Genomic DNA, 25,112 nt, shown 5'->3' with positions numbered 1-25,112 from the left:
AGGCTCTCACCAATCCCTAGGTCGCTTTGTTGACTAAACGATCGTTACTCTCTTTTTCATCGACTTTCGTCTATGTGGTTGAAAAGCAACTTCATTATAGAGGATATTTGATGTAGACTCAATGCTAGAATTCAGCCATTATGATGAATAGGCAGGACTTGGGCGCAACCGTGCCGAATCTCCTACCATACATATGAGAAGACTTTTCCCACACAGGAGGGAACTATGAATCATTTTCGCAAAATGTCCGTCCTCGGTTGGAGCATTTGGAGTTTGATCGTTTTACTGACCATCACCTTGTTTACAACCGGTGTTCTTGATATTCCGGCAATCGAGCCGCTTCCGTTCATCTTGATCGCGCTGCTCGTCGTCATTTTCCAAATGGACTCGATTGAACGAAAAGGCATTTATTTCACGTTTTCAGAAAGTATCGTCCTCATCATCTTTTTATTCTTTGATTTTGAGACGGCGCTCCTCGTCAACCAAATCGGACTTCTCGTCTTTCAGTTCGCCAACCTAAAACCGCGCGTCGCGCTCCGCCGCTTTCGGTTCACTTATCCTTGGAACGCGATCACGTCATTTTTAGAAATCGCCATCCCGGCAAGTGTTTACTTGGCCCTCGGAGGTGAAACTGGTCTTGGCTTCTATTCGCAGGATTCGTTCGTTCCGCTCGTCGGTCTGATCATTGCCATAATTTTGAACACGGTCGTCCAGAAGTATCAGGTCGGCTGGTGGTTCCGCGTCGATATCCCGGTCCGTGATTTTTTGAGCATCGCGTTTTACACATACATCGTCAGTTTGGTCTTCATCTTCGCCGCGTCGTTCTTCCGTGAGACGAACTTGCTCGTCGTCAGCAGCATCGCGGCCGCCCTCACGTTCTTTATTAAGCGGTTGATGATTCAAAAAGGGCGCCAAGACGCGTTCAAGTCATTGATCGAACAGTACGATGAAGCGAAAGAGGCCGTCTCCCTATCTCAAAGCGAGGCCCAGGCGATTGAAGTGTTCTTGAGTCAATGTGAGCGCCTCAACCAATATGATAAAGGGTTTGTCGAGTTCGTCCTGTTCGACCGAACGCTCTATTTCGATTTGTTGACGCGACAGCCGATCGACCGTCCACTCGTCTTCGACTTGATGGAAGCGCGCCATCCACACGCCAAGTCTGTCGATTATGAGATGCGCTTCGAATGGGACGCAGCGTTGTCAGATGCGTTTCATGACGATTACCACAGCTTCATCTCGGTCCAGTCAGAAGAGATTGACGGGATTCGCACACGTATCGTCATGATTGGTGAACACGTCTATGGCTATCCCCCCATCATTCAAAACGAGATGGTAAAACTGTTGAAATCGTTCAACCGAACGATCAGCCGATGCCACGAGCGCGACCGCCTATACACGGAAAGCCGCACCGATAGCTTGACGCTGCTCGCCAATGCGCGCGCGTTCTACGAGTATGGGATTCAACAAATCTCGGACGGCTCGATGTACCCGATCTCGGTCGCGATGCTCGACATCGACTTCTTTAAAAAAATCAATGACACGCACGGTCACCAAGTCGGAGACAGCGTGCTCCAAGAGTTCGGGCGGCGAATCCGGCAAATGCTCCGGACCGATGACTTTGCGGCCCGTTACGGGGGCGAGGAGTTCATCTTGCTGCTCAATCATTGCGACGTCGACCAAGCCGTCGATATCGCCGAACGGATTCGGCAGAAAATTGAAGATAAGCCGTTCCGTGTCGATGGGGTCGATATTCCCGTGACCGCCTCGATCGGTGTCGATACGATTCAAGCGTTCGGCGACAAACGGCTTGACGATACGATCCGTAACGCTGACCGGGCCCTTTACGTCGGCGGCAAGTACGCCGGTCGTAACCGCGTCGCCCATTACAACTTTTTGACGACATGACTTCCCCCCGCGTCCACTGGCGCAGGGGGATTTCTGTTGACAACCCGATTTGAAACAGGTACGTTAGGAAACGTGTCTAACAACTACATCATGACGACTTTTTATCAAGAGAGACGGAGGGACTGGCCCTTAGATGTCTCGGCAGCGGGTAACCTGTGCCAAATCCAGCGAGCGTTCTGCTCGAAAGATGAAAAGGGTGTCTCTTACAGAGAGAGCCTTTTTCGGAAGGCTCTTTTTTTCTATTCTTTGAAATGAGGTGAATCGATTGGAACAACCAACAGCTAACAAATGGGCGCTCTTGCCCTTGCTCGTCTTCCTCGTCTTCTTTATCGGGGCAGGTATTTATTATGGTGACTTTTACAAGTTCCCGGTGCTGATCGCGGCGTTGATCGCTTTAATTGTCGCCGCGATGATGACGAAAGGAAGCGTCACACAGACCGTCGAACGTATCGCCCAAGGCGCCGGTAATCCAGGTATCTTGATCATGATATTCATCTTCCTGCTCGCTGGCGCGTTCTCGACCGTCGCCGGTGCAATCGGTGCGATTGACGCGACGGTCAATGCGGCGTTGACGTTCCTGCCGCCGTCACTCTTACTGAGCGGATTGTTCGTCATCGCTGCCTTCATCTCGATGGCGATGGGCACATCGACCGGTACGATTGCCGCGCTCGCCCCAATCGCGCTCGGCATCCATCAAGAGAGCGGGGTCAATATCGCGATCGCGGCCGCGGCCGTTGTCGGCGGGGCCATGTTCGGAGACAACTTGTCATTCATCTCAGATACGACAATCGCCGCCGTCCGGACACAGCGGACGAACATGCGTGACAAGTTCCGGACCAACTTTTGGATCGTGCTCCCGGCCGCAATCATCACGACCGTCCTGTTAGCCGTTCTCTCAAGTGGAGAATCGACGATTGAAGTGGCCGCGTTCGAATGGTACAAATTGATTCCGTATCTCGCCGTCATCGTCCTCGCCTTGACCGGACTGAACGTCATCCTCGTTTTGCTCGGCGGCATCGCGCTCGCTGGCATCATCGGACTGATTGACGGAAGCTTGGCCGTCACGTCTTACGTTACGGCGATGGCCGACGGTATGATGGGCATGGCCGAGATCTCGCTCTTGACGTTATTCATGGGCGGACTCGTCGGGCTCATCTCGCATAACGGTGGACTCACCTATTTACGAGATGCACTCACGTCACGGATTCAGCGCCGGGCTGGTGCGGAATGGAGCATCGCCGGGCTCGTCAGTGCGACGAACGTCGCGACGGCGAACAATACGATCTCGATTCTCGTAGCAGGCCCGCTTGCCGCGAATATCGCCGATACGTATGACATCGAACGGAAAAAGTCAGCGAGCGTACTCGACATCTTCTCGTGCGGGGTACAAGGACTTCTGCCTTACGGGGCGCAGCTCCTCATCGCCGCCGAGTTGACGAACACGGCGTCCCCCGCCCTCGTCCCGTATATGTTCTATCCGTTCCTCCTGTTCATTTGCGGAGGCTTGGCGATCGTCTTCAACTTCCCACGTTTCAAAAAAACCAACTAAGCAAAAATCCTCGAAGGCGGCCGCCTTCGAGGATTTTTATGTTCTTGCTTCACGTTTACGTTTGAGCTCTTCGTTCCGTTTTTTGAAAGCGCGCCGTTTGAGAAGTTCTTCGAGACCGCGACTGATCGCCCACAATACGAGCAAGAGCAGGCCGAGCATCGATAAGCGGAACGGGCTTTGGATGAACTCTTGCCACTGATCACCGATGACCGAGAAGATGATGACGACGAGCAGTTTCCCGAATCCGGCCGCCAATACGAACGTTCGGAGCGGCATTTGAATCAAGGCGAGTAAGTACGTGATCAAACTGACCGGGATGAACGGCAACGAATATAAGAATCCGAGCGAGATTGGACTCATATGGTTGATGCGATCGAGCCAATAGACACCCTGTTTATGTTTTTCGAGCCAACGCGTCATCGGTTTGCGGAACACGTATCGGACGGCGGCGAACACGAGGAGCGTCCCTGCCAAACTGCCGATCCATGACAAGAGAACACCAAGCCAGAAGCCATACGTGGCAGCGTTCGCCGAGATGATCAAGACGAGCGGGAGAAACGGGAAAATCGCTTCTAGGAACGGGGCTCCGAGTCCAGCCCAAGGACCTCCCGGCAGTCCTTGGAGCCATTCGATGATGTTCAATATATATTGTTGTAGTGATGTGAGCATCTCAGTTTCCACCTTCGGCTTTCGTTACTACCTTTTACCCGAATTCGTTCAAGAGGACGCATCCCCCTGCCCTCCTCAAAAAAAAATAAAAAGTATTTGCGAAATTTCACTGTGATATCTATCATATAATAATGGACTTGTGGTTGCAGGCAAGTTCATTCGTCGAACGACACAACCCAACGTTCGTTTTCCTGCAAAAAACTGAACACAGGGGAGCAATAACATGGAAACAAAACCAATGCGGGTCTTACTGTACTATAAGTACGTCAACATCGAGGACCCAGAAACACTGACACAACAACACCTCAAGTATTGTAAGGACCTCGGGATCAAAGGACGTATCTTGATTTCTTCCGAAGGAATCAACGGGACGTGCTCGGGCACTTGGGAACAAACCGAACAGTACATGAACGACTTGAAAGCCGATCCATACTTCAGCGACATCGAGTTCAAAATCGATGAAGTCGAAGAGCATGCTTTCAAGAAAATCTTTGTCCGTCACAAACAAGAGCTCGTGACGTGGCGCTTTGATGGCGAGTTCGACGTGCCTAAACAACACGGTGCGTATCTCGAACCGGAAGAATGGAAAGAGATGATGAATCGCGATGATGTCGTCATCCTCGACGTTCGTAACAACTACGAGTACGATCTTGGTCACTTCAAAAATGCGATCAAAATCGACGTAGAGGCTTCTCGTTACATGCCAGACTGGCTCGAGGAGAACAAAGACCTCTACGAAGGGAAAACACTTCTCACGTACTGTACCGGAGGCGTCCGTTGCGAGAAATTTACCGCATATATGCGTGACCAAGGTCACGACAACATCTTCCACTTAAAAGGCGGCGTCGCCATGTACGGCAAGGACGAAGCGACGCAAGGTGAAAACTGGGACGGCGAGCTTTACGTCTTTGACGAGCGCATCAACGTCCCGGTCAACACGGTCAATCCGTCAGTCGTTTCAGCGTGTATGCACTGCGGAACGAAGACGACCCGTTACGTTAATTGTGCCAACCCGGAGTGCAATAAACAACACTTCTGTTGTGAAGAGTGTGAGCCGAAACAGATGCGTTCATGCTCGAAAGAGTGTCAGGAGCATCCACGCAACCGCTTTATCATCGAGAACATCGCGGAAAAACTTCAAGAGACTGAAGGCGTCGTCGGGTAACAAAAATCGACCGAATAGCGTCGCGGGCATTTGCCCGCGACGCTATTTTTGACAGAAACTTTACGTCTAGCGCGGCATGGAATCGGGTATAGTGTAGATACTATTGTCAGACAGGAAGTGACTGAATTGCTCTTTAACGAACCGTTACTCGCCGCAATACTGGCCTGGTTTATCGCACAGGCGGCCAAACTTGTGACCGAACTCATTCGAACACGTGACTTTGAACTTGAAATTATGTTCGCCTCAGGCGGAATGCCAAGTTCCCATACCTCGACCGTCGTCGCGCTCGCGACCGCGATTGGCCGGGCTGAAGGCCTCGACTCGAGCATGTTCGCCCTCGCGCTCACGTTTGCGACGATCGTCATGTACGACGCGACCGGCGTCCGTCAAGCCGTCGGTTTCCAAGCCCGTCTATTGAACGACTATTTTAAAGGGATCAAGCACGACACACCGATCTTGAACGAACTCGTCGGCCATACACCGTACCAAGTCATCGTCGGCGCATTGCTCGGCCTCGTCGTCGGACTATTTTTCCCCATGTAAACGATACACACGTTCAGGCATGTCGTTCCCCTCTCAAAAACTGTCCATCTTTTTGTGAACTTTCACAACAGAGACGGTATAGTGATAGAGAGGAGGAATCGACATGCCTTTTTTACAGAAATCATATGAATCGCTCGACACACTCGCCGAAGCGATCGGGCAAGCGATCCGCGCACCGATCACGATCGAAAATCGCCACCATCAGCTACTCGCCTATAGCACGCATCCCGACTCGACCGACCCGGCCCGGATCGCGACCATCATCGGCCGCCGTGTCCCGGAAGCCGTCATCGAAGATTTGTGGGAAAGCGGTATCCTGCAAGAGCTGATCGACCGAGACGAGCCTGTCGTCATCCCGGCCCGGATGGCCATCGGTCTCAGCGAGCGCGCCGCCGTCGTCATCAAGCAGCAAGAAGACGTGCTCGGCTACATTTGGAGCCTGGCCCGGACGACCCCGTTCTCCGAGCAGGAACTCACCGTCTTGAAGGACGGGGCAAATATCGCCAAGAAACTGCTCATGACGATCGCCATGCACGAACGTCGCATCGATGCCGAACTCGAGCGTTTCTTTTTAGAAGTGCTCGCTTCGCCATACCTCGCTCCCGCACATCGGGAACGCTTGAACGAACTTGCCCCAATCGCCGTCGCGAATCGCCTGACGATCATCGACTGCTTGCAGCCGATCACTCCGCAATTCGCTGAGCGGTTATTTTATGCGCTTGCGACACAAGAAGCGATCGAGGTCGTCCTTCACGCCATCGACGGCCAACAGCTGCTCGTCTGGCACTATATGAAGTCCGAGCTATCTGAAGAAGAGGCCGCCCTCCTCCAGTGGGCCGACCGCTTCGAGACCCAGCTTCAAGACAAGTTCACTGACGCCGAACCTCGCCTCGGGATTAGCCGTCGTTTCTTCGAGAGCGATACGCTCTATGCCGCGACCGAGGAAGCGAGACGGGTCACATCGCTACGCCGGAAGTTCCCGTTCGAGCTCGCTAGTGCCCGGGCGTTCGAGCAGATCGGCATCTATCAACTCGTCCCCGATTTGTCCCGACGGATCGGCCTGCGCCTCGAGACGCACCCGACGATCGAACGGTTGCAGGCGTATGACCAAGTCCACCACACCGAACTCGTGACGACGCTTGAATGGTATTTCTATTTTGACGGGAACGTCAAACGAGTCGCCGCCCACCTCCATATCCATCCGAACACGGTCTTGTATCGGATTCGACGGATCGAAGAACTGACGAGCATCACCCAAGTCTCGCTCCCGGAACGGGCTGCTATTTATTTAGCGATCAAGGCCGGACAATATCGTCAAGACGACTGACCCCCACTTTGTGAAAAATCACAAAGTGGGGGTTGCCGTTTTTAGAATCCATGCTAAAGACAGCGATTTCACTTGGGTCTATACTAGAGGTGTGAACAGATTGTGTCAGCAGATAGAAAGGGGAACTACACATGAAAATCGGGGTATTGAAAGAGATTAAAAATAACGAAAACCGCGTCGCGTTGACGCCGATGGGTGCATCCGTCTTGACGGAACTCGGACACGAGGTGCTCGTCGAGACGGGGGCCGGTATCGGGAGCGGCTTCACGAATATGGAGTACATCGACGCTGGGGCAAGCATCGTCGATTCAGCACAGGACGTTTGGGGAGACGTTGAACTCGCCTTGAAAGTAAAAGAACCACAGCCGTCAGAGTATCAATATTTCCGTCCAGACCTCACGCTCTTCACGTATTTACATTTAGCGGCCGAACCTGAACTCACGAAAGCGCTCGTCAATTCAGGCATGACCGCCATCGCCTACGAGACGGTCGAAGTCGACCGTACGCTTCCGCTGCTCACACCGATGAGCGAAGTCGCAGGACGGATGGCTGCTCAAATCGGGGCGCAAATTTTAGAAAAACCGCATGGCGGCAAAGGGATCCTCTTGTCAGGTCTTCCCGGGGTGCCTCGTGCGAACGTCACCGTCATCGGGGGCGGTGTCGTCGGAATGAACGCGGCCCGCATCGCCATCGGTCTCGGAGCCAACGTGACCATCATGGACATCAGTCCGGCTCGTCTCCGCCAAATCGACGACCAGTTCGGGAACACGATCAACACGCTCATCTCGAACCGCTATAATATCGCGAAGCAAGTCGCCGAGAGCGACCTCGTCATCGGTGCCGTCCTCATCCCGGGCGCGAAAGCACCTAAACTCGTCACGAAAGAGATGGTGCAACAAATGTCACCGGGGTCAGTCATCGTTGATGTCGCCATCGACCAAGGCGGGATCTGTGAGACGATCGATCATATTACGACGCATGACGCGCCGACGTACGAACGCTACGGTGTGCAGCACTATGCCGTCGCCAACATGCCAGGGGCGGTCCCGCGCACGTCGACGCTCGGTTTGACGAACGCGACGATGCCTTATATCGTCGAGTGCGCTCAAAAAGGAATCTTCCCGGCGCTTCGCGAAAATGCAGCGCTCCTCAAAGGGTTGAACGTCATCGACGGTACGGTCACATACGAAGCCGTCGCCCGTGACCTCGGCTACACGTTCGTACCAGCCTCTGAAGCCGTCACGAAGCAGCTCCACGCGTAATCGAACACATCCGAAATATGCGGACAGAAAGACGCCCGAACGGAAAATCCCGTTCGGGCGTCTTGCGTATGTTTATGCGTTTTCGACGGCGATGTCTTCACCGATGATTTTCACTTCAGGTTCAAGTTCGATCTCAAACTTCTGTTTGACCGTCGCTTGGACGTGACGAATGAGCGAGATGTATTCAGTCGCTGTCGCCTGATTGATATTGACGATGAAGCCCGCGTGCTTGAGTGATACTTCCGCCCCGCCGATGCGCTTGCCTTGCAGTCCGCAATCTTGAATCAGTTTACCGGCAAAGTAACCGGGCGGGCGCTTGAACACACTGCCGCATGACGGATATTCAAGTGGTTGTTTCGATTCACGCTTATGCGTCAAATCGTCCATTACGTCTTTGATCGCTTCATAACCGAGCGGATCGAGTTCGAACGTCGCCTCTAAGACGATCAAGCCTTCTTTCGAAACTCGGCTCGTTCGATAATCGAGGTCAAGCTCATCTTTCGAGAGCGTGAGCAGTTCGCCGTCTGGCGTCAAAACGACCGCACTCGCGATTACGTCTTTCGTCTCGCCGCCGTAGGCACCCGCGTTCATGTAAACAGCGCCTCCGACCGTTCCCGGAATACCGCATGCGAACTCCAGTCCAGACAGCTCTTCAGTGAGCGCCTGGCGCGACACGTCGATGATGGCCGCTCCTGCTTGGGCGATGATCCGGTTGCCGTCACGGCGAACCGTGTTCAATTCGTTCAAATTCAAGACGATGCCACGCAGGCCGCCGTCTCGAACGATCAAGTTGGACCCGAAACCGAGAATCATGAATGGTACGTTCTCGCGATGGGCGAGCTCGAGGACGGCTTGAACTTCTTCATACGTGTGTGGAGCTACGAAATAATCCGCTTTCCCGCCCAATTTTGTATATGTGTGTGCTGACAGCGGCTCGTCTTGCTTGAAGCGCTCGGCCGGGATGATTGTGAGTAGTTGGTCTAAAAAGCTCATGCGTTGCCTCAATCCTTTACGGTCTATTTTATTAGTGCCGCAAGCGAAAAAGTTCGCCTCGGACACGTTGCTGAATGGTTTCAGTACGAAACACAGTATACAAATGTTTACCGAGAGTGACAAGCAACGTTTTCTTTACAATCTAGCAAATAGTTTACAACAATAATGATGTCGCGACGGCGACGACAATCGGGATTGTGAAATTATCCCAGTCTCGATACGAAATCGCTTCTGTCAGCGTCGCTATGATGGAAATGATAAACCCATAAGTTACCACTTGCCACATCGGAATACCTTTCCACAAAAACAATAAAAAGAGTACCACGTACGAACTTAAGAACATGGCCATGCTGCCTTGGAACGATCGCTTTTGCCCATACAGGTCATAGATCACCGTCCCATATTTTCGTCCAATGAGGGCTGCTAAGCCGTCTCCCCATGCCAATACGAGCGAACCCGCTAAAAAGGCGAGCGGTTCCGTCTCGAAAAAGAAGAACAAGATGACGAGGAGTGCGATCGGATAATAGACGGTCCCGAGCGATTTCCGCTCGGTCTGATGGACCGGAGACGGGCTCTTATATAGAAGCCACGCGTTTGCGAACGTAAAGAACACGAGCGGTATGGCAGCGATGTACCATGTGTCCATCAACCAGACGGCGAGCAATGACCAATGCCCGACTGCAATATGTACACTCTTTCGAATTGTCTCATCCGTCCAGCCGAGGCGCTTGCCAATCTGTTCGAGACCGACAAGAAACACCAGGACAATGACGATGGACAGAATAGAACTGACCCATTCATTCATCGTGGGACCACCTTTATGTGCGATTTTTATACGTACTCATTATACCTTAATCAAGCCAGAACCTAGCTTCCTTTTCAAACATTTGGTAGAATGAGGTCAAATGACTGTATAGCCTGCGAACGAAGTCGGCTATAGAAAGGATGCCTGTATGCGCGACGCAAATTCGATTCAAACGTTGGCTGATTGCCTTCACTATATGCGGGTTGGTGACGTCGATCGGGCCATCTCACTTTTTCCTGAAGAAGTGCGTGAGCATTTCCCGAAAGAGCTTCGTAAAATCCATTTGTTTCATATTGAAAAGAACGGATTGTCGATCAATCAAATCGTGGCTTTGGCCAACACACTGACCGGAGAGCATTTGTCCGCGACGACGATTCAAAACTGGACGAAACGCGAAGTTCGTAAAATCATCGGTGTCCCCCGGGTCGGTAAAAAATATTCGCTACAACAGGCTGCGATCATTTATTTGCTCGACGACTTGAAGCATCTGTTTTCGCTCGAAGAGACGAGCTCGCTGCTCGCACTCATCTTCAACAATCCCGACCGCGACGAGGACGACCTCATCTCCCCGATCGACTTCTACCGCTTGTACGCGGAGTATGCCAAGTCGACGAGCCCGATCGAGATGTTAGACACTCGTGCGAAGCGTTCGATTGAGAAGATGGGACACACCCATCCGAACATCATGCACGTTCTGAAGCTATGCTTGTACGCGCACCGCGTGACGACACTCGAGATCGAGGCCAAACACTATTTAAGCCGCTTCATTTGAGCCAATCAAATGAAGCTTTTTTTGTGGAACGCAAAAAAAAACACCAGTCGCAGTGACTGGTGTTCGTCATATTGGTTAGACTGACATGGCGACCGGCATCCGTGATTTGACCGTCAACGTCTTCAAAACTGACAACAACTCGAACATCGAGAGCTGATCCGCCTCTTTCGTCAAACAGAAAGAATCGTCATCTTGTTTGCGAAGTTCCGCCACAAGTTTCCCAGCTTTATCGCGAACACTGAACTTGTAGCGTTCGACGTCGTATTGAATCGTGTAGAGACCGCGTTCATAGACGTTGTATTCACACTTTTTCCCGAATAACGAGAACTTGTCTTTTAATTGACCAATCGCTTGCCCGTCATGGTTCATGACGACCCACTTTTGGCAGTTCGGGATGTACTTCCCGTGAGCGATTTGTCGACCGGACAAGTTGTGCACTTGGACATTGCCCTCCGCGTTGCGGTGAACAGATCCGATTGCATCATTTGTTTCGTCATAAATGGTCGCCTCGCCTTGCGTAAAGACACAACCTTTTACATAAATTAATTTGCGCACCGCTTTTTCCTCCTACTACGTTCCAACCTCGATTTTTGTGTTTGTTCGGTTGGTCATTCTGTGAAACCCCAATTTAGTTTCTAGTAGTCGTGTTTCTCTGTTCAACTACTACATATTTCATATGACGAAGATGATTATTGCACCGTTTGAGGAAAAAGACAACCCCTTTTTCTTCGACACAATCCGCCAGTCTGTCAAAGCTGTGAACAGGCGCCATTTTAGCACTTAAATCCAGCCTGTTTAAGCAGCTGTTCGAGCTCCGTTCTTGCAATCAGACGAACTTGATTTGGTTCGGCGAGTTCGTATGCACTATCCGTATAGGACGAGTTCGTGACGACCCATCCTTCGTTCGCCCCGTAGTATGGAACGGACGCGGCTACTTGCTGGACCGCTTCGAGTCCGACAACTTTTTCATAGCGTTTTGCTTGGACCGCGATCGACCAGCCGTCCGACGTTTCAAGGAGCAAATCCGCCCCGAAATCACGTGACGCTGGCGTGACCGTCACGGTGTACCCGAGCGCTGTGAATACTTCTTCTAAAAACAGCTCAAACTCACGGCCGTCCATTCGATCAATCCGATCAATCGTCGACAGGCGCATCCGCCAGATGAGCCAAGCAATCCCGAGAGCGAGCACCGTGACGACGCTCCACATCGGTGCTTCGAACCACCATAATCCGGTGGCAATCAATAGGCTAAGCGCCATTCCTTTCACGTCAATCGTCCTCCCTATCGTTTCTTTTATTTACTTTACCGAATCAATGCAGGAAAACAAAGGGGCATCTGTCGAATGTATTCCAAATGTACCCGTTTGATATAAAGAAGGAGGGATCAAACGTTAATGGAGAAAAGGATGTATCTCCAAAACGAACTGCTGCACGCTTTACCTTACGGCGTCGCGTTGATTACGAAGGACGGTACGATCGTTCAGGCGAATCGTCCGTTCATGGAGCAGTTTCCTGAAGACTTACAGACGAAAACGAATATTTTCCACATGGTCAACCAATCACCCCTCACCATGGAATTGTCGCGTCGGATGGAGCAAGGACTTCCTTGGATATACGAGATGCCGACGATTCGCGTCCATGCGATCCCATATGAACATATATACGTTCTCTCCATCGAGCCGCTCCCGCTCGACACGCGGGTCACGGTCCAACATAACGCCTTTGAGGCGATGATGCATACCGAGCTCGACATGGCGATGATCATGACAGATGCCAATCTGCTCATCAATCGCTTCAATAAAGGAGCGACCGAGCTGTTCGGCTATAAACCTCACGAAGTGCTCTATGAGATGACACCGTTCGCCTTGTTCGAGTCGCGAGAACTGAGTGAGAAGCGGACGCATTATCAAGACGAGACGGAGCGCTTGTTGTCGTTCGAACAGATGCTGCGCGTCGCACTCGATCGTGGAGACCGAGAATGGAAGTTTCAGCGTAAAGACCGCACCCATTTCGTCGGCAAACTGTTCATGCAGCCAGTCTATGAACACAATCAAATCATCGGCTTCTTTTTCTTCGTCTTTGATGTCAGTCCTGAAATCGCGCTCAAAGGTGAACTGCTCCATAAAGAGCAGCGCTACCGCATGTTTGCTGAGTCCGTGATTGAAGCTGTCCTGTTTCACGAAGGGGGAACGATTCTTGACGCGAACAAGGCAGCCGAAACGATTTTCCGTATCCCGGCCGAGGACATGGTCGGACGCCAAACGATTGAATTTATCGCGGAAGGCTACCGGGCCGATGTCCTCAGACGGATCCGTAATCACATTCAAACCCCGTACGAAGTCATCGGACGGCGCGAGGACGGTACCTTTTTAGAGATGGAAGTCTATCCGAAAGAAGTGACGTTCCAAGGCCAGACGCTCCGCGTCGCCGTCATGCGCGATATTAGTGACCGTAAAAAAGTCGAGCGCATGCTTGAACGAGAGAAAAATGCGATTGCTCGTCAGCGCGACATCATCCAATCGATTCTGCAAGCATCGAACGAGGCGTTCGTCTTGACCGAATCGAACGGTAGTGTCCTGTTCATGAACGTACATGCCCGGCGCTTACTCGACCTGCCCGGCATCGCTCCGAACAAGATACAGGAACGCATCCCGCTCCTGACGACATTCCGGGGCCGTGACCGCACTGAAATGTTAAAGAAAATCGACCTCTTGCTCGACGGGTCGGCTCGTGAAGTGTCGCTCCGTTTTTCGATTCCGCAACCGAACGATCGCGACGAACAGTATTATGAGATGTACGGAACGGGAATGGACACAAAACGGCAGATCGGGATGGACAGTGGCTTTTTGTTCGTCTTCCGCAACCGGACCGAAGAAGAGCGGATGGACCAAATCAAAAACGAGTTGGTCAGCACCGTCTCACACGAGTTGAGAACGCCATTATCTTCTTTATCGGGATACATCGAATTGATGCTGACACGCGATTTGTCGAAGGACAAGCGCGAGCGTTATTTAAAGACGATGGCGAAAGAAGCGAAGCGGTTGACGGACTTGTTGAACGACTTCCTCGATATTCAGCGCATGGAAGATGGCAACCAAGAGTATAAACGAGACCGCTTCGTCTTGAACGAGCTCGTCCGCGAAGTCGTCGAACGCTTCCGCGAGACGACTGACCACTCGATTCATTTCGATGATGCCGACGAGTTGCTCGTTCTCATCGCCGATAAGGACCGGATCGAGCAAGTCATCATCAACTTGCTTTCAAACGCCATCAAGTACTCACCTCACAGTCATGAGATTGAAGTTCGCGTCCGGAAAGAACACAAGCAAGCCCACGTGTCTGTCCAAGATTTTGGGATTGGGATTCCCGAGCACGCATTCGAAGAACTGTTCAAAAAATTCTACCGTGTCGACAACTCAGATACACGTCAAATCGGAGGCACCGGCCTCGGGTTGTCCATCTGTAAGGAGATCATCGAGTCGCACGGCGGCAGCATCGAAGTCGAGTCGAGCGTAGGCGTTGGCTCGACGTTCACGTTCACGTTAGATGTAGCGGAGGAGACGCCATGAACCATTATGCCTTTACCGGTTTCCCAGGATTTTTAGCAGGAAAGCTGATTACCCATCTCGCGACATTGCCGGATCAGATCGGCACGATCTATGCGCTCCATTTACCGGCACAACGACCGGAAGCGCTCGCTTTGAAACAAGAACTGTTGGCCACGACTTCGCTTCAAGACGAGCAGTTAGTGCTTGTCGAAGCCGATATCACACTCCCGGAAGTCATTCTCGATCCGATCATGCGGTCGGTCATCGAACGGGAAGTGAATTATATCTTCCACTTAGCGGCCGCTTATGACTTGAGCATCCCGTATGACGTCGGCTACCGAGTCAACTTGCTCGGGACGAAGCATATGACGGCGTTCGCCAAACGGGCAAAACATTTAAAGCGATACGTCTACTTTAGTACCGCCTACGTCTCCGGACGCCGCCAAGGGACCGTCTATGAGAACGAGCTATGGCATCGGGTCCAGTTTAAAAACCATTACGAGGCTACGAAGTATGAAGCGGAAGCCATCGTCTCCCGTGAACTCGGCTCGATACCCGCGACGATCATCCGTCCCAGTATCGTCATCGGCCATAGCAAGACCGGAGAGACGAAAAAATTCGATGGCGTCTACTTCGTGTTGAAGTTGATGGACCAGTTGCGTCAAGCAGCGCCGCTCCCGTATATCGGACGGCAAAACATCGAAGTGAACCTCGTGCCGTATGACTACGTGGTCGAAGCGACTGCTTATCTCGCCCACGCCCCAGTCGGTCTAAAGCGCACGTTCCATTTGACCGACCCGTTCCCGCACGGGGCTCGGGAAGTGTACCGTATGATCCACGAAGCGATGTTTGGTCGCTCGCCTCGCGGAACGATTCCCCATTTCGCCGCAGAAACCGGATTTTCCGCTTTACAGCTATCGGAACGATATGGGGTTCCAAAAGAACTGCTCGCCTATTTTAAGCATCAAGTCCATTTCGACACGACGCAGACGCTCCGGGCGTTAAACGGGACCGGCATCGTTTGCCCGGACTTACAAGACTACTTGCCTGACATCGTCGCCTACTACAACACACACAAAAAGCCCTGACCAGGGCTTTTTGTGTGTCCTCATCCAATTAACAGCTTCTCTTTCGGGTAACGGATCTTCCGGTCCATCTGTCGTGCGACCGTGAACAGAATGGTCAGCGAGCCGACACGGCCTAGGAGCATCATGAACATGATGAACCCTTTCCCGGTGTCATTCAATTCAGCCGTGATGCCGAGCGAGAGACCGACCGTTCCGAAGGCAGACACGGTCTCGAACAAGAGAGCGGTCGCCGGAATATGATCATTCGTCAAAATCGTGAGTGCCGTGATCAACAAAATAAAGAAGAAACTCGAGATGGCGACGACGTATGCTTTCTTGATTTGAAACGCATCAATCGTCCGCTCGAGAATGACCGTTTCTTTTTTACCGGCGATGAACGCCCACATGTCCGCTAAAATGACAGCGACGGTCGTCACTTTGATCCCAGAACCCGTTGATGCCGCCCCGGCCCCGATATACATCAAGATGAGGATTAATCCGATTGATACCGGCGCCATCATCGAGATGTCCACCGTATTGAATCCAGCCGTCCGTGTCGTCACCGCTTGAAAGAATGTGACGTTTAGCGCCTCGCCAATCGGACGGCCGTACAAGCCGCCTTCCACTGATACCCACTCGAACAGCATGAGTCCGAACCAGGCGATCCCGTTGATGACACCAAGCGAAGCAATCATGATTTTCGAATGTAGGGCGAGCCGCTTCCATCGTTTCACCTCGGTCGCGTCGGCAATCGTCGTGAATCCGAGACCACCGATCATCAAGAGCATCGAAATCGTGACGACGATGGCCGTATTTTGCTCGAACTGCATCAAGCTGTCGGGCCATAACGCAAAACCTGCGTTATTAAACGCCGAGACGGCATGGAAAAAGCCATAATACAGTGCTTCGCCGAACCGGTAATCACCCGTGCTGTAAAGTTCGACCGTCAAAAATAACATCCCGATGAATTGGACGATGATGGTCGTGAAGACGATGTTGCGGACGAGGCGGACCGTTCCACCCGGCCCTGACAAGTTGAGCGACTCTTGGAGTAAGATCCGCTGTTTTAAGCCGATTTTTTTACCGAGCACACTGAGCAGCATGAGCGCGACCGTCATGAACCCGAGTCCGCCGATTTGAATCAAGGCGACGATGACGAGCTCGCCGAGCATATTGAACGATGAGCCGATGTCGATCGTCGACAATCCGGTCACCGTGCCTGCTGACGTCGCGATGAACAGGCAATCGATCCAAGAGACCGGTTCGGTTTGGGCGAACGGCATATACAGCAACGTCGCTCCGATCAAGATGGCGAGTAAAAATCCAGTCGCGATAAATCGGGCCGGCTTTTCAAAGACGAGCCGGTATAACGCCTCAATTCGTTTAAGGCGCAACTCCCGTACTGTCAATCGATGTCGCATCTCGCTATCTCCTTCGAATCAAGTTTTCTAAGCATCATCTTACTCCTCGACGTGTAAATTGCCAACTAGAAAAATGTATCGCTAACCCTTCCTATATTTTTTTGGTAATATGGGAGATAGACTTTATGAATATTGAGGAGGTTGAATGAAACCGTGGACCCTAGTACGGTAGATCATTCGCTAAAGGATGTCTCGCGAAGGTTGGAGCGTCAATCACAATGTATGCCCGCCCATCTCTATTTCCAGCTCGAAGAACTGTTGAATTGGTCACTTGATCAAGAAGTTATGAATCAATTGTACGCATTATTAAAAAAATACGATGTGCTAACCGATATAGAGCGTGAAGAACGAAATATCAGCATCCAACTGCTGATTGACGAAAACGGCGCTTAACCATCGGAACGCATTTGCGGGAGACGAGTTAAGTCTCTCGCTTTTTTTATATCTCGCTTTTTTTAGAAAGGTGGAAAACATAGACATGGATGTCGTCACTTTAGTCGGACTTTTACTCGGTTTCTTTACGTTAATCGGAGGGATGATTTTGAAAGGAGCGGGGGTCGCTCCGCTGATCAACCCTGCGGCGCTCGTCATTATTTTTGTCGGGACGGCGGCCGCGGTCAGTATCGCCGTTTCGAAAGAACAGCTACAGACGGTACCCCAACTATTTAAGATCTTATTCAAAAAACAAGAACTGCCAAGCAAATCTGGTTTGTTGACGCAATTCGTCGACCTGTCGACGCAGGCACGTAAAGAAGGCCTGCTGTCACTCGAGACGGCACTCGAGCAAGTCGAAGAACCGTTTTTGAAACAAGGCATGATGATGGTCATCGACGGTCAACCGTCTGAATATATCGCCGAAGTGATGTCGCGTGATATCGAGAATATGGAAATACGCCATAAAGCGAACGCTGATGTATTCACGCAAGCAGGCACGTACGCTCCGACGCTCGGTGTACTTGGAGCCGTCATCGGGCTCGTCGCCGCACTAAAAGACTTATCCGATATTGATAAACTCGGCTACGCCATCTCCGCCGCCTTTGTCGCGACGCTGTTCGGGATTTTCAGTGGATATGTTCTTTGGTTCCCGTTTGCCAACAAGTTGAAGCAGTATTCGAAAAGTGAGGTCGTCGTCAAGGAAATGATGATCGAAGGAATTTTGTCGATTCAAGGCGGAGAGTCACCAAAGACGTTAGAAGATAAGTTGGCCGTGTATTTGTCTCCAAAGGAGCGAGCGAACTATGAAGCGCAAAAAGAAGCATGATCATGAAGAACACATCCCGGAAGGCTGGCTCATCCCTTACGCCGACCTGCTGACGTTACTTCTCGCTTTGTTTATCGTGTTGTTCGCCTCAAGTAACGTCGACCAGACGAAGCTCAATAAGATGTCTCAATCGTTCAATCAGGTGTTCTCAGGAGGCACGAGTGTTTTCCAAGCCTCAACGGCGTCAAACAGTGACATTAGCCGAACGGACAAGACAGATACGACCGCCAATCCGCGGACGTATGAGCTGGCCAAACTCGACGAGTTAAAAGAAGAAGTGAATCAGTACATTAAGAAAAATGGATTAGAAGACGAAATCGAGGCGACCATCAATTCAAGTGGGCTCGTTCTGACGATCCAAGACCGGGCTTTGTTCAGCATGGGGGAAGCGACACTCGACGCTGACGCCCGCACGGTCGCCCAGTCAATCAGCGGCATTCTCGAACAAGCCGGGAATCGAGAAATCGTTGTGTCCGGTCATACCGATAACGTGCCGATCAATACGGCTCGTTTCCCGTCGAACTGGGAACTCAGTTCAGCCCGAGCGACTGCGTTCATGCGAGGTCTGTTAACGAATGAGTCGCTCAATCCGAATCAGTTCACGCTCGCAAGCTACGGGGAATATAAACCGATTGCGACGAACGAAACGGACGCCGGCCGTTCCAAAAATCGCCGTGTCGAAGTATTGATCAAGCCGCTCGTCGACTTATCAGAAGGTTCACCAAAAATGATCGAAACGCTTGTCTTACCATGACAAAAAGCCCACTCTGCGACAGAGTGGGCTTTTTGTTAACGTGTCCATTCAAAATATTTTCGGGCGAGCTCGGTGAGCGGGCTCTCGAAGAGCCGCTTCCGCCAGTATAGATCGGCCGCTTTCTTAACGGCCTCACTCCGCGAAGGATACGGATAGATCATACGTGACAACTTGCCGATCTTATCACCACGTTGCATCGCATAGACGACGATCTGCATCCAATCGCCAGCCGTCATCCCGACCGCGTGTCCTCCGAGAATCTTGCCGTTCTTCCGGGTGATGATTTTGACGAAGCCTGTCTCTTGGCGATCGGCGACGAACCGATCGACTTCGGACAGCTTCGCCTCAAAGATTTCGATGTCATCCCCGTGACGCTCACGCGCCTCGGCCTCGGTCAATCCGACATGGAACACTTCCGGGTCGGTAAACGTGATCCAAGGCATCTTGCTGTAATCGACCTTGTTCCATAGCCCGAATAAGGCGTTGGCGACGACCGCCTTGCCTTCTTCGCCGGCCGCATGTGTGAACGGTAACGTCTTGATCGTATCTCCGATGGCGAAGATGTGGGACTGTGACGTCCGATACGTCGACGTCACATCGACATAGCCATCTTTCACGTCGACTTTCGCCCGATCAAGGCGAAGTTCTTCGATGCGTGGAACACGTCCTGTCGCCATGAGCAGTTTTTCCGCCTCATACTCGACAGTTTCCCCATCGACTTCGGCTGTGACTTTGATGCGTCCTGCCACTTCAGCAATCTGTTTGACCTTGACACCGATTTCTAGATGCAGCGCCATCTCAAGCTGTGAGCGGAGCAACGCACTGACAGACTCGTCTTCTTTCGGCAAGAACGCGTCTTGCGCCTCGAGCACGGTCACTTGGCTACCGAGCCGCGCGAACGACTGTGCCAGCTCAAGTCCGACCGTGCCGGCCCCGATGACGATGATGCTCTCTGGGAGCGTCTCTTCTTCAAACACGTTTTCATTCGTTAAGTAGGAAACGTTGTCCAATCCATCGATTGGCGGGACGGTCGGTTTCGACCCGGTCGCGATGACGAACTTTTTACCGATCAGTAAATCGTCACCGACTTTCAGTTCGTACGGGCTTTGGAACGACGCTTCTCCGATGTATACATCGACCCCGATCTTTTCGAAACGCTCCGTCCCATCGTGTTCTTGAATGATCGCCCGCGCTTTGTCGACTCGTGCTTTCGTCGTCTTATAATGATCGCGCCCGTCAAACTCGGCTCCGAGCACACGTGCGGCCTGCATCATCGAACTCGCATCTTTCGAGGCTGCGATGAGCGCCTTCGACGGGATACAGCCGACGTGGAGACAATCGCCACCCAGATGTTTTTTCTTCTCAATGAGTGCGACTTTCACACCTAAATTCGCGGCACCGGCTGCGACCGTCATCCCGGCCGCGCCTCCCCCGATTACAATCAACTGATAGTCCTTCATCCCATCAACCTCCGATATCGTTTGCTTACGTCGTCCATCCGTTTCCGGTTCACACCGAAGTCGGAATGACCGAGTCGTGAAGCAGAACGAAATTCTACTTGTCTCGCTTCATCGTCAAATAAAAATTCCACATCATCTTTAAAACGCATCAGTTTCGAAGAGACGACGTAATGGAGCGTGTCCGTCGTCTCCTCGGCAAGCTCCGTCCGAGGTAGCTGCCCCATCACCATTTTGATGGTTTCGACCGTTTGATCGCGGTCTTTTCCATACGGAAGCGGGTCCATGTGCAGCGCTTTGATCGACGTTTGTGTCGATACGGCATTCGGACTTCCTTTCAACGGTTTCAATGTTTTTGCGGCCACGACAAAAAACCTCCCTCATTCTACATACAATTGTATGTATCCTGAATTCGGAAGGTTTAACCCTTTTATTGCAGTTCGCTCGGGTCGAGCGGTAACAGAACTGTCACAGTCGTCCCTTGTCTGACTTCACTTTCGATGACAAGTTTCCCTTCATGCGCCTCGATCAACTCCTTAGCGATCGCAAGGCCGAGGCCGCTGCTGCCTTTCGTCACTTGCGCTTGATAGAACATTTCCGTGATGCGCTGCAAGTGTTCTTTCGAGATGCCAGGCCCTTGATCGATAATCGAGATGAAGGCGACCCGCTCCGACTGGACGAAGCGAACCGTGAGCGTCCCGCCGACTGGTGAGAACCGGATCGCGTTTTCAAGTAAGTTTAAGAATACTTGCTTGAGCCGGTTCTCATCGAATAGACCGACCGACTTGGCCGGGTAGCGCTCGATCAACGTAATCTGCTTATCTTCAAGCGATTGTTTCAGTTGAATCGTTACTTTGCGTAACAGTGAGACGAGATCGAGTTCTTGACGATAGAGCACGAGACGACTCTCCTCGATTTTCGTGTAGTCGAGCAATTGCTCGACGAGACCGATCATGCGCTCGGTCTCCGAATGAATGATACTCAGACCGAGCTCTGTCTCGTCTGACAGTTGTTCGTCCCCGCCTCGGATCGTCTCAGTCCAGCCTTTGATGGAAGTGAGCGGTGTCCTAAGCTCATGGGAGACGTTCGACAAGAATTCGTTGCGCGTCGATTGGTGCTGTTGCACTTTAGCGCCTAAGTAAGTCAGCGTCCGGGCAAGCGCCCCGAGCTCGTGCTTCTCGTTCGAATATACCTCGACGTCGAAATCACCTTGCGCCATCTCGTCAGCCGTCTCAATAATCTCGCGGATCGGACGGACGAATCGGTCCGCGATTCGGATGACCGCGTATAGCGCCACGAGCCAAATCAAGACACCGATCATGAGGACCGCCATCCAAATCTCGCGGATGAGCGTGTCTAAGTCTGCGAGCGGACGCGTGAAACTGATGGCGAACTCGCTCGTCCCCTCGGTCATGATCGGGCTCGTCACCGACAGAAAGTGCTCCTCGCTCACGTCATAGTCTTGGACGACCGACTCGCCTCTAGCGAGACGCTCGAGCTGCTCAGGTGTATACGACGCTTGTTGTGCTCGCTGTCCGGTTGTTTTTATAATCGCGCCAGAGCGGTCGACCATCGTCAAATCGGTACCCGGATACCCGAACGTCCGGACGAGAACCGAGAACGCGCTCGGTGTCTCAAATCCGACTTGTGCCTGTGGATACAAATAAGCGCTTGTCGTCGCATGGCTGACCAACGCATCGGACTCATACTCGTAGTAATAACGGTACGTACCGTACGACAGGACGCTTACGAGCAGTAAGAGCACGAGTGTCACGACAATCATCATGCGGATGACGAGCTGTTGTCTCATCCGTCATGTCTCCGCCACTTATAGCCATGCCCCCATAGCGTCTCGATATAAGCCGGATGGCTCGGGTCGTCTTCAATCTTTTGCCGTAAGCGGCGAATGTTGACGTCCACCGTCTTCCGGTCCCCAAAGTAGTTGATGCCCCAAACCGCGTCAAGAAGTGCGTCGCGTGATAAGACGACTTCTTCGTTTTGGACGAGATGACAGATCAAGTCATATTCGGTCGGCGTCAAATCGATCGATTGTCCGTATTTCGTCACTTGTTTCGCCGCCAAGTCGATGGCGAACGGTCCTGACTTGAGACGTTTCTTCTCTTTGCGCTTCACTTTTTCAACGCGTCGCAGGAGCGCATGAATGCGCGCGATGAGCTCGCCCGGGCTGAACGGCTTGGCGATATAGTCGTCCGCCCCTTTCCCGAGACCTTCGATTTTATCTTCTTCAAGCGTGCGTGCCGTCAACATGATGATCCCGACGTTCTCGTCTAAGTCACGAATCGCGGCGCACGCTTCAAAGCCGTCCATCTCAGGCATCATGACGTCTAGCAAGACGATATCGAACGGTTCACGATCGAATGCGGTGACCGCTTCACGGCCGTTCGTCGCCTCAAAGACATCAAATCCGGCTCGTTTTAAATTTACGATGATAAAGCTGCGAATCGCATGCTCATCTTCGGCTACTAATATCCGATTCATATTTCCACCTCTTCTGGAGTTCACTACTCTACATTATAGTTACGTTTTTGCGACAAGGTTGTCAATTGACCTCAAATCGTATTAGGATGGAGTCATTAGATTCTAAAGGAGGACTCCTTACCACTATGAGTTATAACATGATTGTTTTAGATATGGACGATACGCTCCTCACGAGCGACCACACGATTTCCCCTGTCACGAAAGCGGCGTTGCTTGACGTCCAAGAACGCGGCCATAAAGTCGTTTTAGCAAGCGGACGTCCGACGTACGCCATGTGGGCAGCGGCCCGTGAGCTTGAGCTCGCCAAATATGGTAGTTACATCTTGTCATTCAACGGTGCTTCAATCATCAATTGTGAAACAAATGAAGAAATCTTCTCGAGCACGTTAATGCCGGACACAGTCGCCCACCTCCATGATATCAGTGTCCGGGAGGAAATCGCGATTCATACGTACATCGGTAACGAAATCGTAACCGATCAGCCGAACCCGTATACCGATATCGAAGGCGAATTGACGGGCATGCCGGTCATCCACGTCAACGATTTCAAAGAAACCGTCACGACCCCTGTCGTCAAATGCCTCATGCTCGGCGATGGCGACACGCTCGCTCCAATCGAGACGAAGCTGCAACTCGAGCTCGAAGGCAAGCTCGCCGTCGCCCGTTCGAAACCGTTCTTCCTCGAGTTCACGGAAGCCGGTGTGACGAAAGGGACGAGTCTCGCCTTTTTGGCTGACCACGTCGGAATCGACCAAGCACACGTCATCGCTTGCGGAGACGGCAACAACGACTTGACGATGATCGAATGGGCCGGACTCGGTGTCGCCATGGGCAACGCCAACGCCACAGTCAAAGGGAAAGCCGACTTCATCACGAAGTCAAACAATGAAGATGGGATCGCCCACGTCATCGAGACGTACATGAGCAGTGTCGTTACGACTCGTTAAGCAATAACCGTTTGAACCAAGGAGGAATCACGATGAATAAAGGATTGAAACGAGCTGGACTCGGACTAGTCGGAACGGCCGTCGCCGGTGCCGCCTACGTCTTCTTGTCACCGAAGCCTGCGTCCCGTCTCGTCAAAACTTCATTTACTGGAGGCAAGGAAGTCGCGATCAAAGGATTCGACGAAGTCGTTCAAAAGACGTCGGTCCGTAAAGACATCGATTACTATTCTGCCTACGAGAACGGGACGTTCGATTTGATTCGCTATGAAGGCGATAAGCATGTCGTCCCGACGATTTTTTGGGTGCACGGTGGCTCGTTCGTTGGCGGTGATAAGGCTGATGTGTTCAAGTATGCGACGTCGATTGCAAGCAACGGCTACAACGTCGTCAGCATCAACTACGCCCTCGCCCCGGACGTCACGTATCCGGTGCCGCTCCAGCAAATCGAAGAGGCGTACACGTATATTACCGACAACAACGATCGCTTCCGACTCGATCTCGACCGCGTCTTCTTCGCCGGAGACTCGAACGGAGCGCAGCTCGTCGCCCAATTCATCGGGATTCAACTGAACGATGACTATGCACCGTCAGCCGAAGTGAATCAAGTCGTCCCGCAAGACTCGATCCTCGGCGCGGTTCTCTTGTCTGGCCCGTATGATTTGAAACGGACGATTCTCGAGTCTTCGAAAGCCGTCAACCGTTTCTTGTTCAAGCGGATCGGTTGGGCCTACTTCGGGACGTACAATTGGGAGAACCTCCCCGTCGTCACCGAAGCGTCCCCTCTCGTCAACATCCCGGCCACGTTCGTCCCGACGTTCATCACCGACGGGAACACGGGGTCGTTCGAGACGCAAGCGAAAGAGTTCGCGACAATTCTCTCCGGACGGACTGATGTGACGAGCGTCTTCTATAATCGAGACGAATACGAACTCGGAAACAGCTATCACTTCGAGATGGATCAACCAGCAGCCAGCTCAACGTATCGTCGCTTGATCACGTTCTTGCGCGAAACGACCAAATAAAAACAACCCCGACTTTGAAAAATGAACTGCTCCCCGTCAAGTAGACAGGGCAAATAATGAAAACCAGCCTAGGCGGCTTGAGACCTGTATTCGACAGGGCTCAAGCCGTTTAGTCGTTTCTGGAAACGATCGTGGTTGTAGAACGA

25 protein-coding genes, 1 riboswitch and 1 other annotated feature (1 of these 27 running past the window's edge) are annotated in these 25,112 nt (G+C 52.0%); of the genes, 14 read left to right on the top strand and 11 right to left on the bottom strand.

The annotated features are described in order from the left end of the window. Positions 1 to 69 (bottom strand) — a binding site (T-box leader) (it extends 143 nt beyond the left edge of the window). A gap of 156 nt (positions 70 to 225) precedes the next feature. Continuing rightward, on the top strand, positions 226 to 1,905 hold the full coding sequence (locus EVJ30_RS10760) for a GGDEF domain-containing protein (RefSeq protein WP_236633531.1): 1,680 nt from the start codon (positions 226 to 228) through the stop codon (positions 1,903 to 1,905). A gap of 98 nt (positions 1,906 to 2,003) precedes the next feature. Continuing rightward, positions 2,004 to 2,099: riboswitch (SAM riboswitch) on the top strand. Between the two features lie 71 nt (positions 2,100 to 2,170). Further along, the gene (locus tag EVJ30_RS10755) at positions 2,171 to 3,454 is read left to right on the top strand and encodes a Na+/H+ antiporter NhaC family protein (RefSeq protein WP_131469044.1); all 1,284 of its coding nucleotides are present in this window, start codon (positions 2,171 to 2,173) and stop codon (positions 3,452 to 3,454) included. A gap of 36 nt (positions 3,455 to 3,490) precedes the next feature. On the opposite strand, the gene EVJ30_RS10750 is transcribed toward EVJ30_RS10755, so the two are convergent. Then, the gene (locus EVJ30_RS10750) at positions 3,491 to 4,123 is read right to left on the bottom strand and encodes a TVP38/TMEM64 family protein (RefSeq protein WP_070329195.1); all 633 of its coding nucleotides are present in this window, start codon (positions 4,121 to 4,123) and stop codon (positions 3,491 to 3,493) included. A 223-nt stretch (positions 4,124 to 4,346) separates the two neighbouring features. Here EVJ30_RS10750 and trhO point away from each other — a divergent pair, with 223 nt between their 5' ends. From trhO to ald, 4 genes are all read left to right on the top strand, one after another. After that, the gene (gene trhO / locus EVJ30_RS10745; RefSeq protein ID WP_131458565.1) at positions 4,347 to 5,288 is read left to right on the top strand and encodes an oxygen-dependent tRNA uridine(34) hydroxylase TrhO; all 942 of its coding nucleotides are present in this window, start codon (positions 4,347 to 4,349) and stop codon (positions 5,286 to 5,288) included. A gap of 117 nt (positions 5,289 to 5,405) precedes the next feature. Further along, positions 5,406 to 5,831: a divergent PAP2 family protein gene (locus EVJ30_RS10740; protein ID WP_070329193.1), complete on the top strand. Its 426-nt coding sequence runs from the start codon at positions 5,406 to 5,408 to the stop codon at positions 5,829 to 5,831. Positions 5,832 to 5,934: 103 nt separating this feature from the next. Beyond that, complete coding sequence (locus EVJ30_RS10735) at positions 5,935 to 7,158, top strand: PucR family transcriptional regulator (protein ID WP_131469042.1); 1,224 nt, start codon at positions 5,935 to 5,937, stop codon at positions 7,156 to 7,158. Between the two features lie 131 nt (positions 7,159 to 7,289). Beyond that, complete coding sequence (ald, locus tag EVJ30_RS10730; RefSeq protein ID WP_131458563.1) at positions 7,290 to 8,420, top strand: alanine dehydrogenase; 1,131 nt, start codon at positions 7,290 to 7,292, stop codon at positions 8,418 to 8,420. A gap of 72 nt (positions 8,421 to 8,492) precedes the next feature. On the opposite strand, the gene murB is transcribed toward ald, so the two are convergent. Beyond that, a complete protein-coding gene (gene murB, locus EVJ30_RS10725; protein WP_131458562.1) occupies positions 8,493 to 9,413 on the bottom strand; it encodes a UDP-N-acetylmuramate dehydrogenase in 921 nt (306 codons plus the stop codon). 154 nt (positions 9,414 to 9,567) lie between these two features. After that, positions 9,568 to 10,218 (bottom strand): diacylglycerol/polyprenol kinase family protein, encoded by a 651-nt coding sequence (locus EVJ30_RS10720; RefSeq protein WP_131458561.1) that lies wholly within the window; start codon positions 10,216 to 10,218, stop codon positions 9,568 to 9,570. A gap of 148 nt (positions 10,219 to 10,366) precedes the next feature. On the opposite strand from EVJ30_RS10720, the gene EVJ30_RS10715 reads away from it, so the two are divergent. After that, positions 10,367 to 10,990: a DUF1836 domain-containing protein gene (locus tag EVJ30_RS10715; protein ID WP_131458560.1), complete on the top strand. Its 624-nt coding sequence runs from the start codon at positions 10,367 to 10,369 to the stop codon at positions 10,988 to 10,990. A 75-nt stretch (positions 10,991 to 11,065) separates the two neighbouring features. Here the strand turns inward: EVJ30_RS10715 and EVJ30_RS10710 are convergent, their stop codons facing one another. Both EVJ30_RS10710 and EVJ30_RS10705 read right to left on the bottom strand, forming a co-directional pair. Then, positions 11,066 to 11,545 (bottom strand): LURP-one-related family protein, encoded by a 480-nt coding sequence (locus tag EVJ30_RS10710; protein ID WP_131441646.1) that lies wholly within the window; start codon positions 11,543 to 11,545, stop codon positions 11,066 to 11,068. Positions 11,546 to 11,763: 218 nt separating this feature from the next. Next, complete coding sequence (locus EVJ30_RS10705; protein WP_236634041.1) at positions 11,764 to 12,249, bottom strand: restriction endonuclease; 486 nt, start codon at positions 12,247 to 12,249, stop codon at positions 11,764 to 11,766. Positions 12,250 to 12,384: 135 nt separating this feature from the next. Here EVJ30_RS10705 and EVJ30_RS10700 point away from each other — a divergent pair, with 135 nt between their 5' ends. Together EVJ30_RS10700 and EVJ30_RS10695 are read left to right on the top strand one after the other, a co-directional pair. Next, on the top strand, positions 12,385 to 14,559 hold the full coding sequence (locus EVJ30_RS10700) for a PAS domain-containing sensor histidine kinase (protein ID WP_131469040.1): 2,175 nt from the start codon (positions 12,385 to 12,387) through the stop codon (positions 14,557 to 14,559). After that, the gene (locus tag EVJ30_RS10695; protein ID WP_131469038.1) at positions 14,556 to 15,626 is read left to right on the top strand and encodes an SDR family oxidoreductase; all 1,071 of its coding nucleotides are present in this window, start codon (positions 14,556 to 14,558) and stop codon (positions 15,624 to 15,626) included. Before EVJ30_RS10700 ends, EVJ30_RS10695 begins: the two co-directional genes overlap by 4 nt. 20 nt (positions 15,627 to 15,646) lie before the next feature. On the opposite strand, the gene EVJ30_RS10690 is transcribed toward EVJ30_RS10695, so the two are convergent. Further along, entirely contained in the window at positions 15,647 to 17,026 is a 1,380-nt protein-coding gene (locus tag EVJ30_RS10690; RefSeq protein WP_131458556.1) for a TrkH family potassium uptake protein, read from the bottom strand. Between the two features lie 201 nt (positions 17,027 to 17,227). Between EVJ30_RS10690 and EVJ30_RS10685 the strand changes: the two genes are divergently transcribed. The 3 genes from EVJ30_RS10685 (at position 17,228) to EVJ30_RS10675 (ending at position 19,041) form a co-directional block, all read left to right on the top strand. Continuing rightward, positions 17,228 to 17,419: a hypothetical protein gene (locus tag EVJ30_RS10685; RefSeq protein WP_233589722.1), complete on the top strand. Its 192-nt coding sequence runs from the start codon at positions 17,228 to 17,230 to the stop codon at positions 17,417 to 17,419. An 85-nt stretch (positions 17,420 to 17,504) separates the two neighbouring features. Next, complete coding sequence (gene motA, locus EVJ30_RS10680; protein WP_070329182.1) at positions 17,505 to 18,287, top strand: flagellar motor stator protein MotA; 783 nt, start codon at positions 17,505 to 17,507, stop codon at positions 18,285 to 18,287. After that, entirely contained in the window at positions 18,265 to 19,041 is a 777-nt protein-coding gene (locus EVJ30_RS10675) for a flagellar motor protein MotB (protein ID WP_070329181.1), read from the top strand. Before motA ends, EVJ30_RS10675 begins: the two co-directional genes overlap by 23 nt. 35 nt (positions 19,042 to 19,076) lie before the next feature. Here the strand turns inward: EVJ30_RS10675 and EVJ30_RS10670 are convergent, their stop codons facing one another. From EVJ30_RS10670 to EVJ30_RS10655, 4 genes are all read right to left on the bottom strand, one after another. Next, positions 19,077 to 20,501, bottom strand: coding sequence for a dihydrolipoyl dehydrogenase family protein (locus tag EVJ30_RS10670; RefSeq protein WP_131469036.1), 1,425 nt, complete (start codon positions 20,499 to 20,501; stop codon positions 19,077 to 19,079). Continuing rightward, positions 20,498 to 20,863, bottom strand: a complete 366-nt coding sequence (locus EVJ30_RS10665) for a DUF1499 domain-containing protein (protein ID WP_131469033.1) — start codon at positions 20,861 to 20,863, stop codon at positions 20,498 to 20,500. The genes EVJ30_RS10670 and EVJ30_RS10665 overlap by 4 nt, the downstream gene beginning before the upstream one ends. A gap of 65 nt (positions 20,864 to 20,928) precedes the next feature. Then, the gene (locus tag EVJ30_RS10660) at positions 20,929 to 22,308 is read right to left on the bottom strand and encodes a sensor histidine kinase (protein WP_131457892.1); all 1,380 of its coding nucleotides are present in this window, start codon (positions 22,306 to 22,308) and stop codon (positions 20,929 to 20,931) included. After that, entirely contained in the window at positions 22,305 to 22,997 is a 693-nt protein-coding gene (locus EVJ30_RS10655; RefSeq protein ID WP_131457893.1) for a response regulator transcription factor, read from the bottom strand. The genes EVJ30_RS10660 and EVJ30_RS10655 overlap by 4 nt, the downstream gene beginning before the upstream one ends. A gap of 125 nt (positions 22,998 to 23,122) precedes the next feature. Between EVJ30_RS10655 and EVJ30_RS10650 the strand changes: the two genes are divergently transcribed. Both EVJ30_RS10650 and EVJ30_RS10645 read left to right on the top strand, forming a co-directional pair. Next, entirely contained in the window at positions 23,123 to 23,944 is an 822-nt protein-coding gene (locus EVJ30_RS10650) for a Cof-type HAD-IIB family hydrolase (RefSeq protein ID WP_131469031.1), read from the top strand. A 32-nt stretch (positions 23,945 to 23,976) separates the two neighbouring features. Continuing rightward, on the top strand, positions 23,977 to 24,966 hold the full coding sequence (locus tag EVJ30_RS10645) for an alpha/beta hydrolase (protein WP_131469029.1): 990 nt from the start codon (positions 23,977 to 23,979) through the stop codon (positions 24,964 to 24,966). A gap of 68 nt (positions 24,967 to 25,034) precedes the next feature. Here the strand turns inward: EVJ30_RS10645 and EVJ30_RS15445 are convergent. Then, positions 25,035 to 25,112: IS3 family transposase (locus tag EVJ30_RS15445; protein ID WP_131469088.1), on the bottom strand; the 78-nt coding region annotated here is incomplete at its 5' end.

It is taken from the genome of Exiguobacterium sp. SH5S13 (genome assembly GCF_004337085.1).
In the GTDB taxonomy this organism is placed as follows: domain Bacteria; phylum Bacillota; class Bacilli; order Exiguobacteriales; family Exiguobacteriaceae; genus Exiguobacterium; species Exiguobacterium aurantiacum_A.
Note: the sequence above shows the minus strand (reverse complement) of the source record. Positions and strands in the feature narration are given on the sequence as shown.

What these genes read in the sequence shown, in the direction of transcription:
- EVJ30_RS10650 (WP_131469031.1), top strand. Translation starts at nt 23,123, where the DNA reads ATGAGTTATAACATGATTGTTTTAGATATGGACGATACGCTCCTCACG.
- EVJ30_RS10760 (WP_236633531.1), top strand. Translation starts at nt 226, where the DNA reads ATGAATCATTTTCGCAAAATGTCCGTCCTCGGTTGGAGCATTTGGAGT.
- EVJ30_RS10700 (WP_131469040.1), top strand. Translation starts at nt 12,385, where the DNA reads ATGGAGAAAAGGATGTATCTCCAAAACGAACTGCTGCACGCTTTACCT.
- trhO (WP_131458565.1), top strand. Translation starts at nt 4,347, where the DNA reads ATGGAAACAAAACCAATGCGGGTCTTACTGTACTATAAGTACGTCAAC.
- EVJ30_RS10660 (WP_131457892.1), bottom strand. Translation starts at nt 22,308, where the DNA reads ATGAGACAACAGCTCGTCATCCGCATGATGATTGTCGTGACACTCGTG.
- motA (WP_070329182.1), top strand. Translation starts at nt 17,505, where the DNA reads ATGGATGTCGTCACTTTAGTCGGACTTTTACTCGGTTTCTTTACGTTA.
- EVJ30_RS10750 (WP_070329195.1), bottom strand. Translation starts at nt 4,123, where the DNA reads ATGCTCACATCACTACAACAATATATATTGAACATCATCGAATGGCTC.
- EVJ30_RS10735 (WP_131469042.1), top strand. Translation starts at nt 5,935, where the DNA reads ATGCCTTTTTTACAGAAATCATATGAATCGCTCGACACACTCGCCGAA.
- EVJ30_RS10670 (WP_131469036.1), bottom strand. Translation starts at nt 20,501, where the DNA reads ATGAAGGACTATCAGTTGATTGTAATCGGGGGAGGCGCGGCCGGGATG.
- EVJ30_RS10645 (WP_131469029.1), top strand. Translation starts at nt 23,977, where the DNA reads ATGAATAAAGGATTGAAACGAGCTGGACTCGGACTAGTCGGAACGGCC.
- EVJ30_RS10715 (WP_131458560.1), top strand. Translation starts at nt 10,367, where the DNA reads ATGCGCGACGCAAATTCGATTCAAACGTTGGCTGATTGCCTTCACTAT.
- EVJ30_RS10720 (WP_131458561.1), bottom strand. Translation starts at nt 10,218, where the DNA reads ATGAATGAATGGGTCAGTTCTATTCTGTCCATCGTCATTGTCCTGGTG.
- EVJ30_RS10655 (WP_131457893.1), bottom strand. Translation starts at nt 22,997, where the DNA reads ATGAATCGGATATTAGTAGCCGAAGATGAGCATGCGATTCGCAGCTTT.
- murB (WP_131458562.1), bottom strand. Translation starts at nt 9,413, where the DNA reads ATGAGCTTTTTAGACCAACTACTCACAATCATCCCGGCCGAGCGCTTC.
- EVJ30_RS10705 (WP_236634041.1), bottom strand. Translation starts at nt 12,249, where the DNA reads ATGGCGCTTAGCCTATTGATTGCCACCGGATTATGGTGGTTCGAAGCA.
- EVJ30_RS10695 (WP_131469038.1), top strand. Translation starts at nt 14,556, where the DNA reads ATGAACCATTATGCCTTTACCGGTTTCCCAGGATTTTTAGCAGGAAAG.
- EVJ30_RS10675 (WP_070329181.1), top strand. Translation starts at nt 18,265, where the DNA reads ATGAAGCGCAAAAAGAAGCATGATCATGAAGAACACATCCCGGAAGGC.
- EVJ30_RS10690 (WP_131458556.1), bottom strand. Translation starts at nt 17,026, where the DNA reads ATGCGACATCGATTGACAGTACGGGAGTTGCGCCTTAAACGAATTGAG.
- ald (WP_131458563.1), top strand. Translation starts at nt 7,290, where the DNA reads ATGAAAATCGGGGTATTGAAAGAGATTAAAAATAACGAAAACCGCGTC.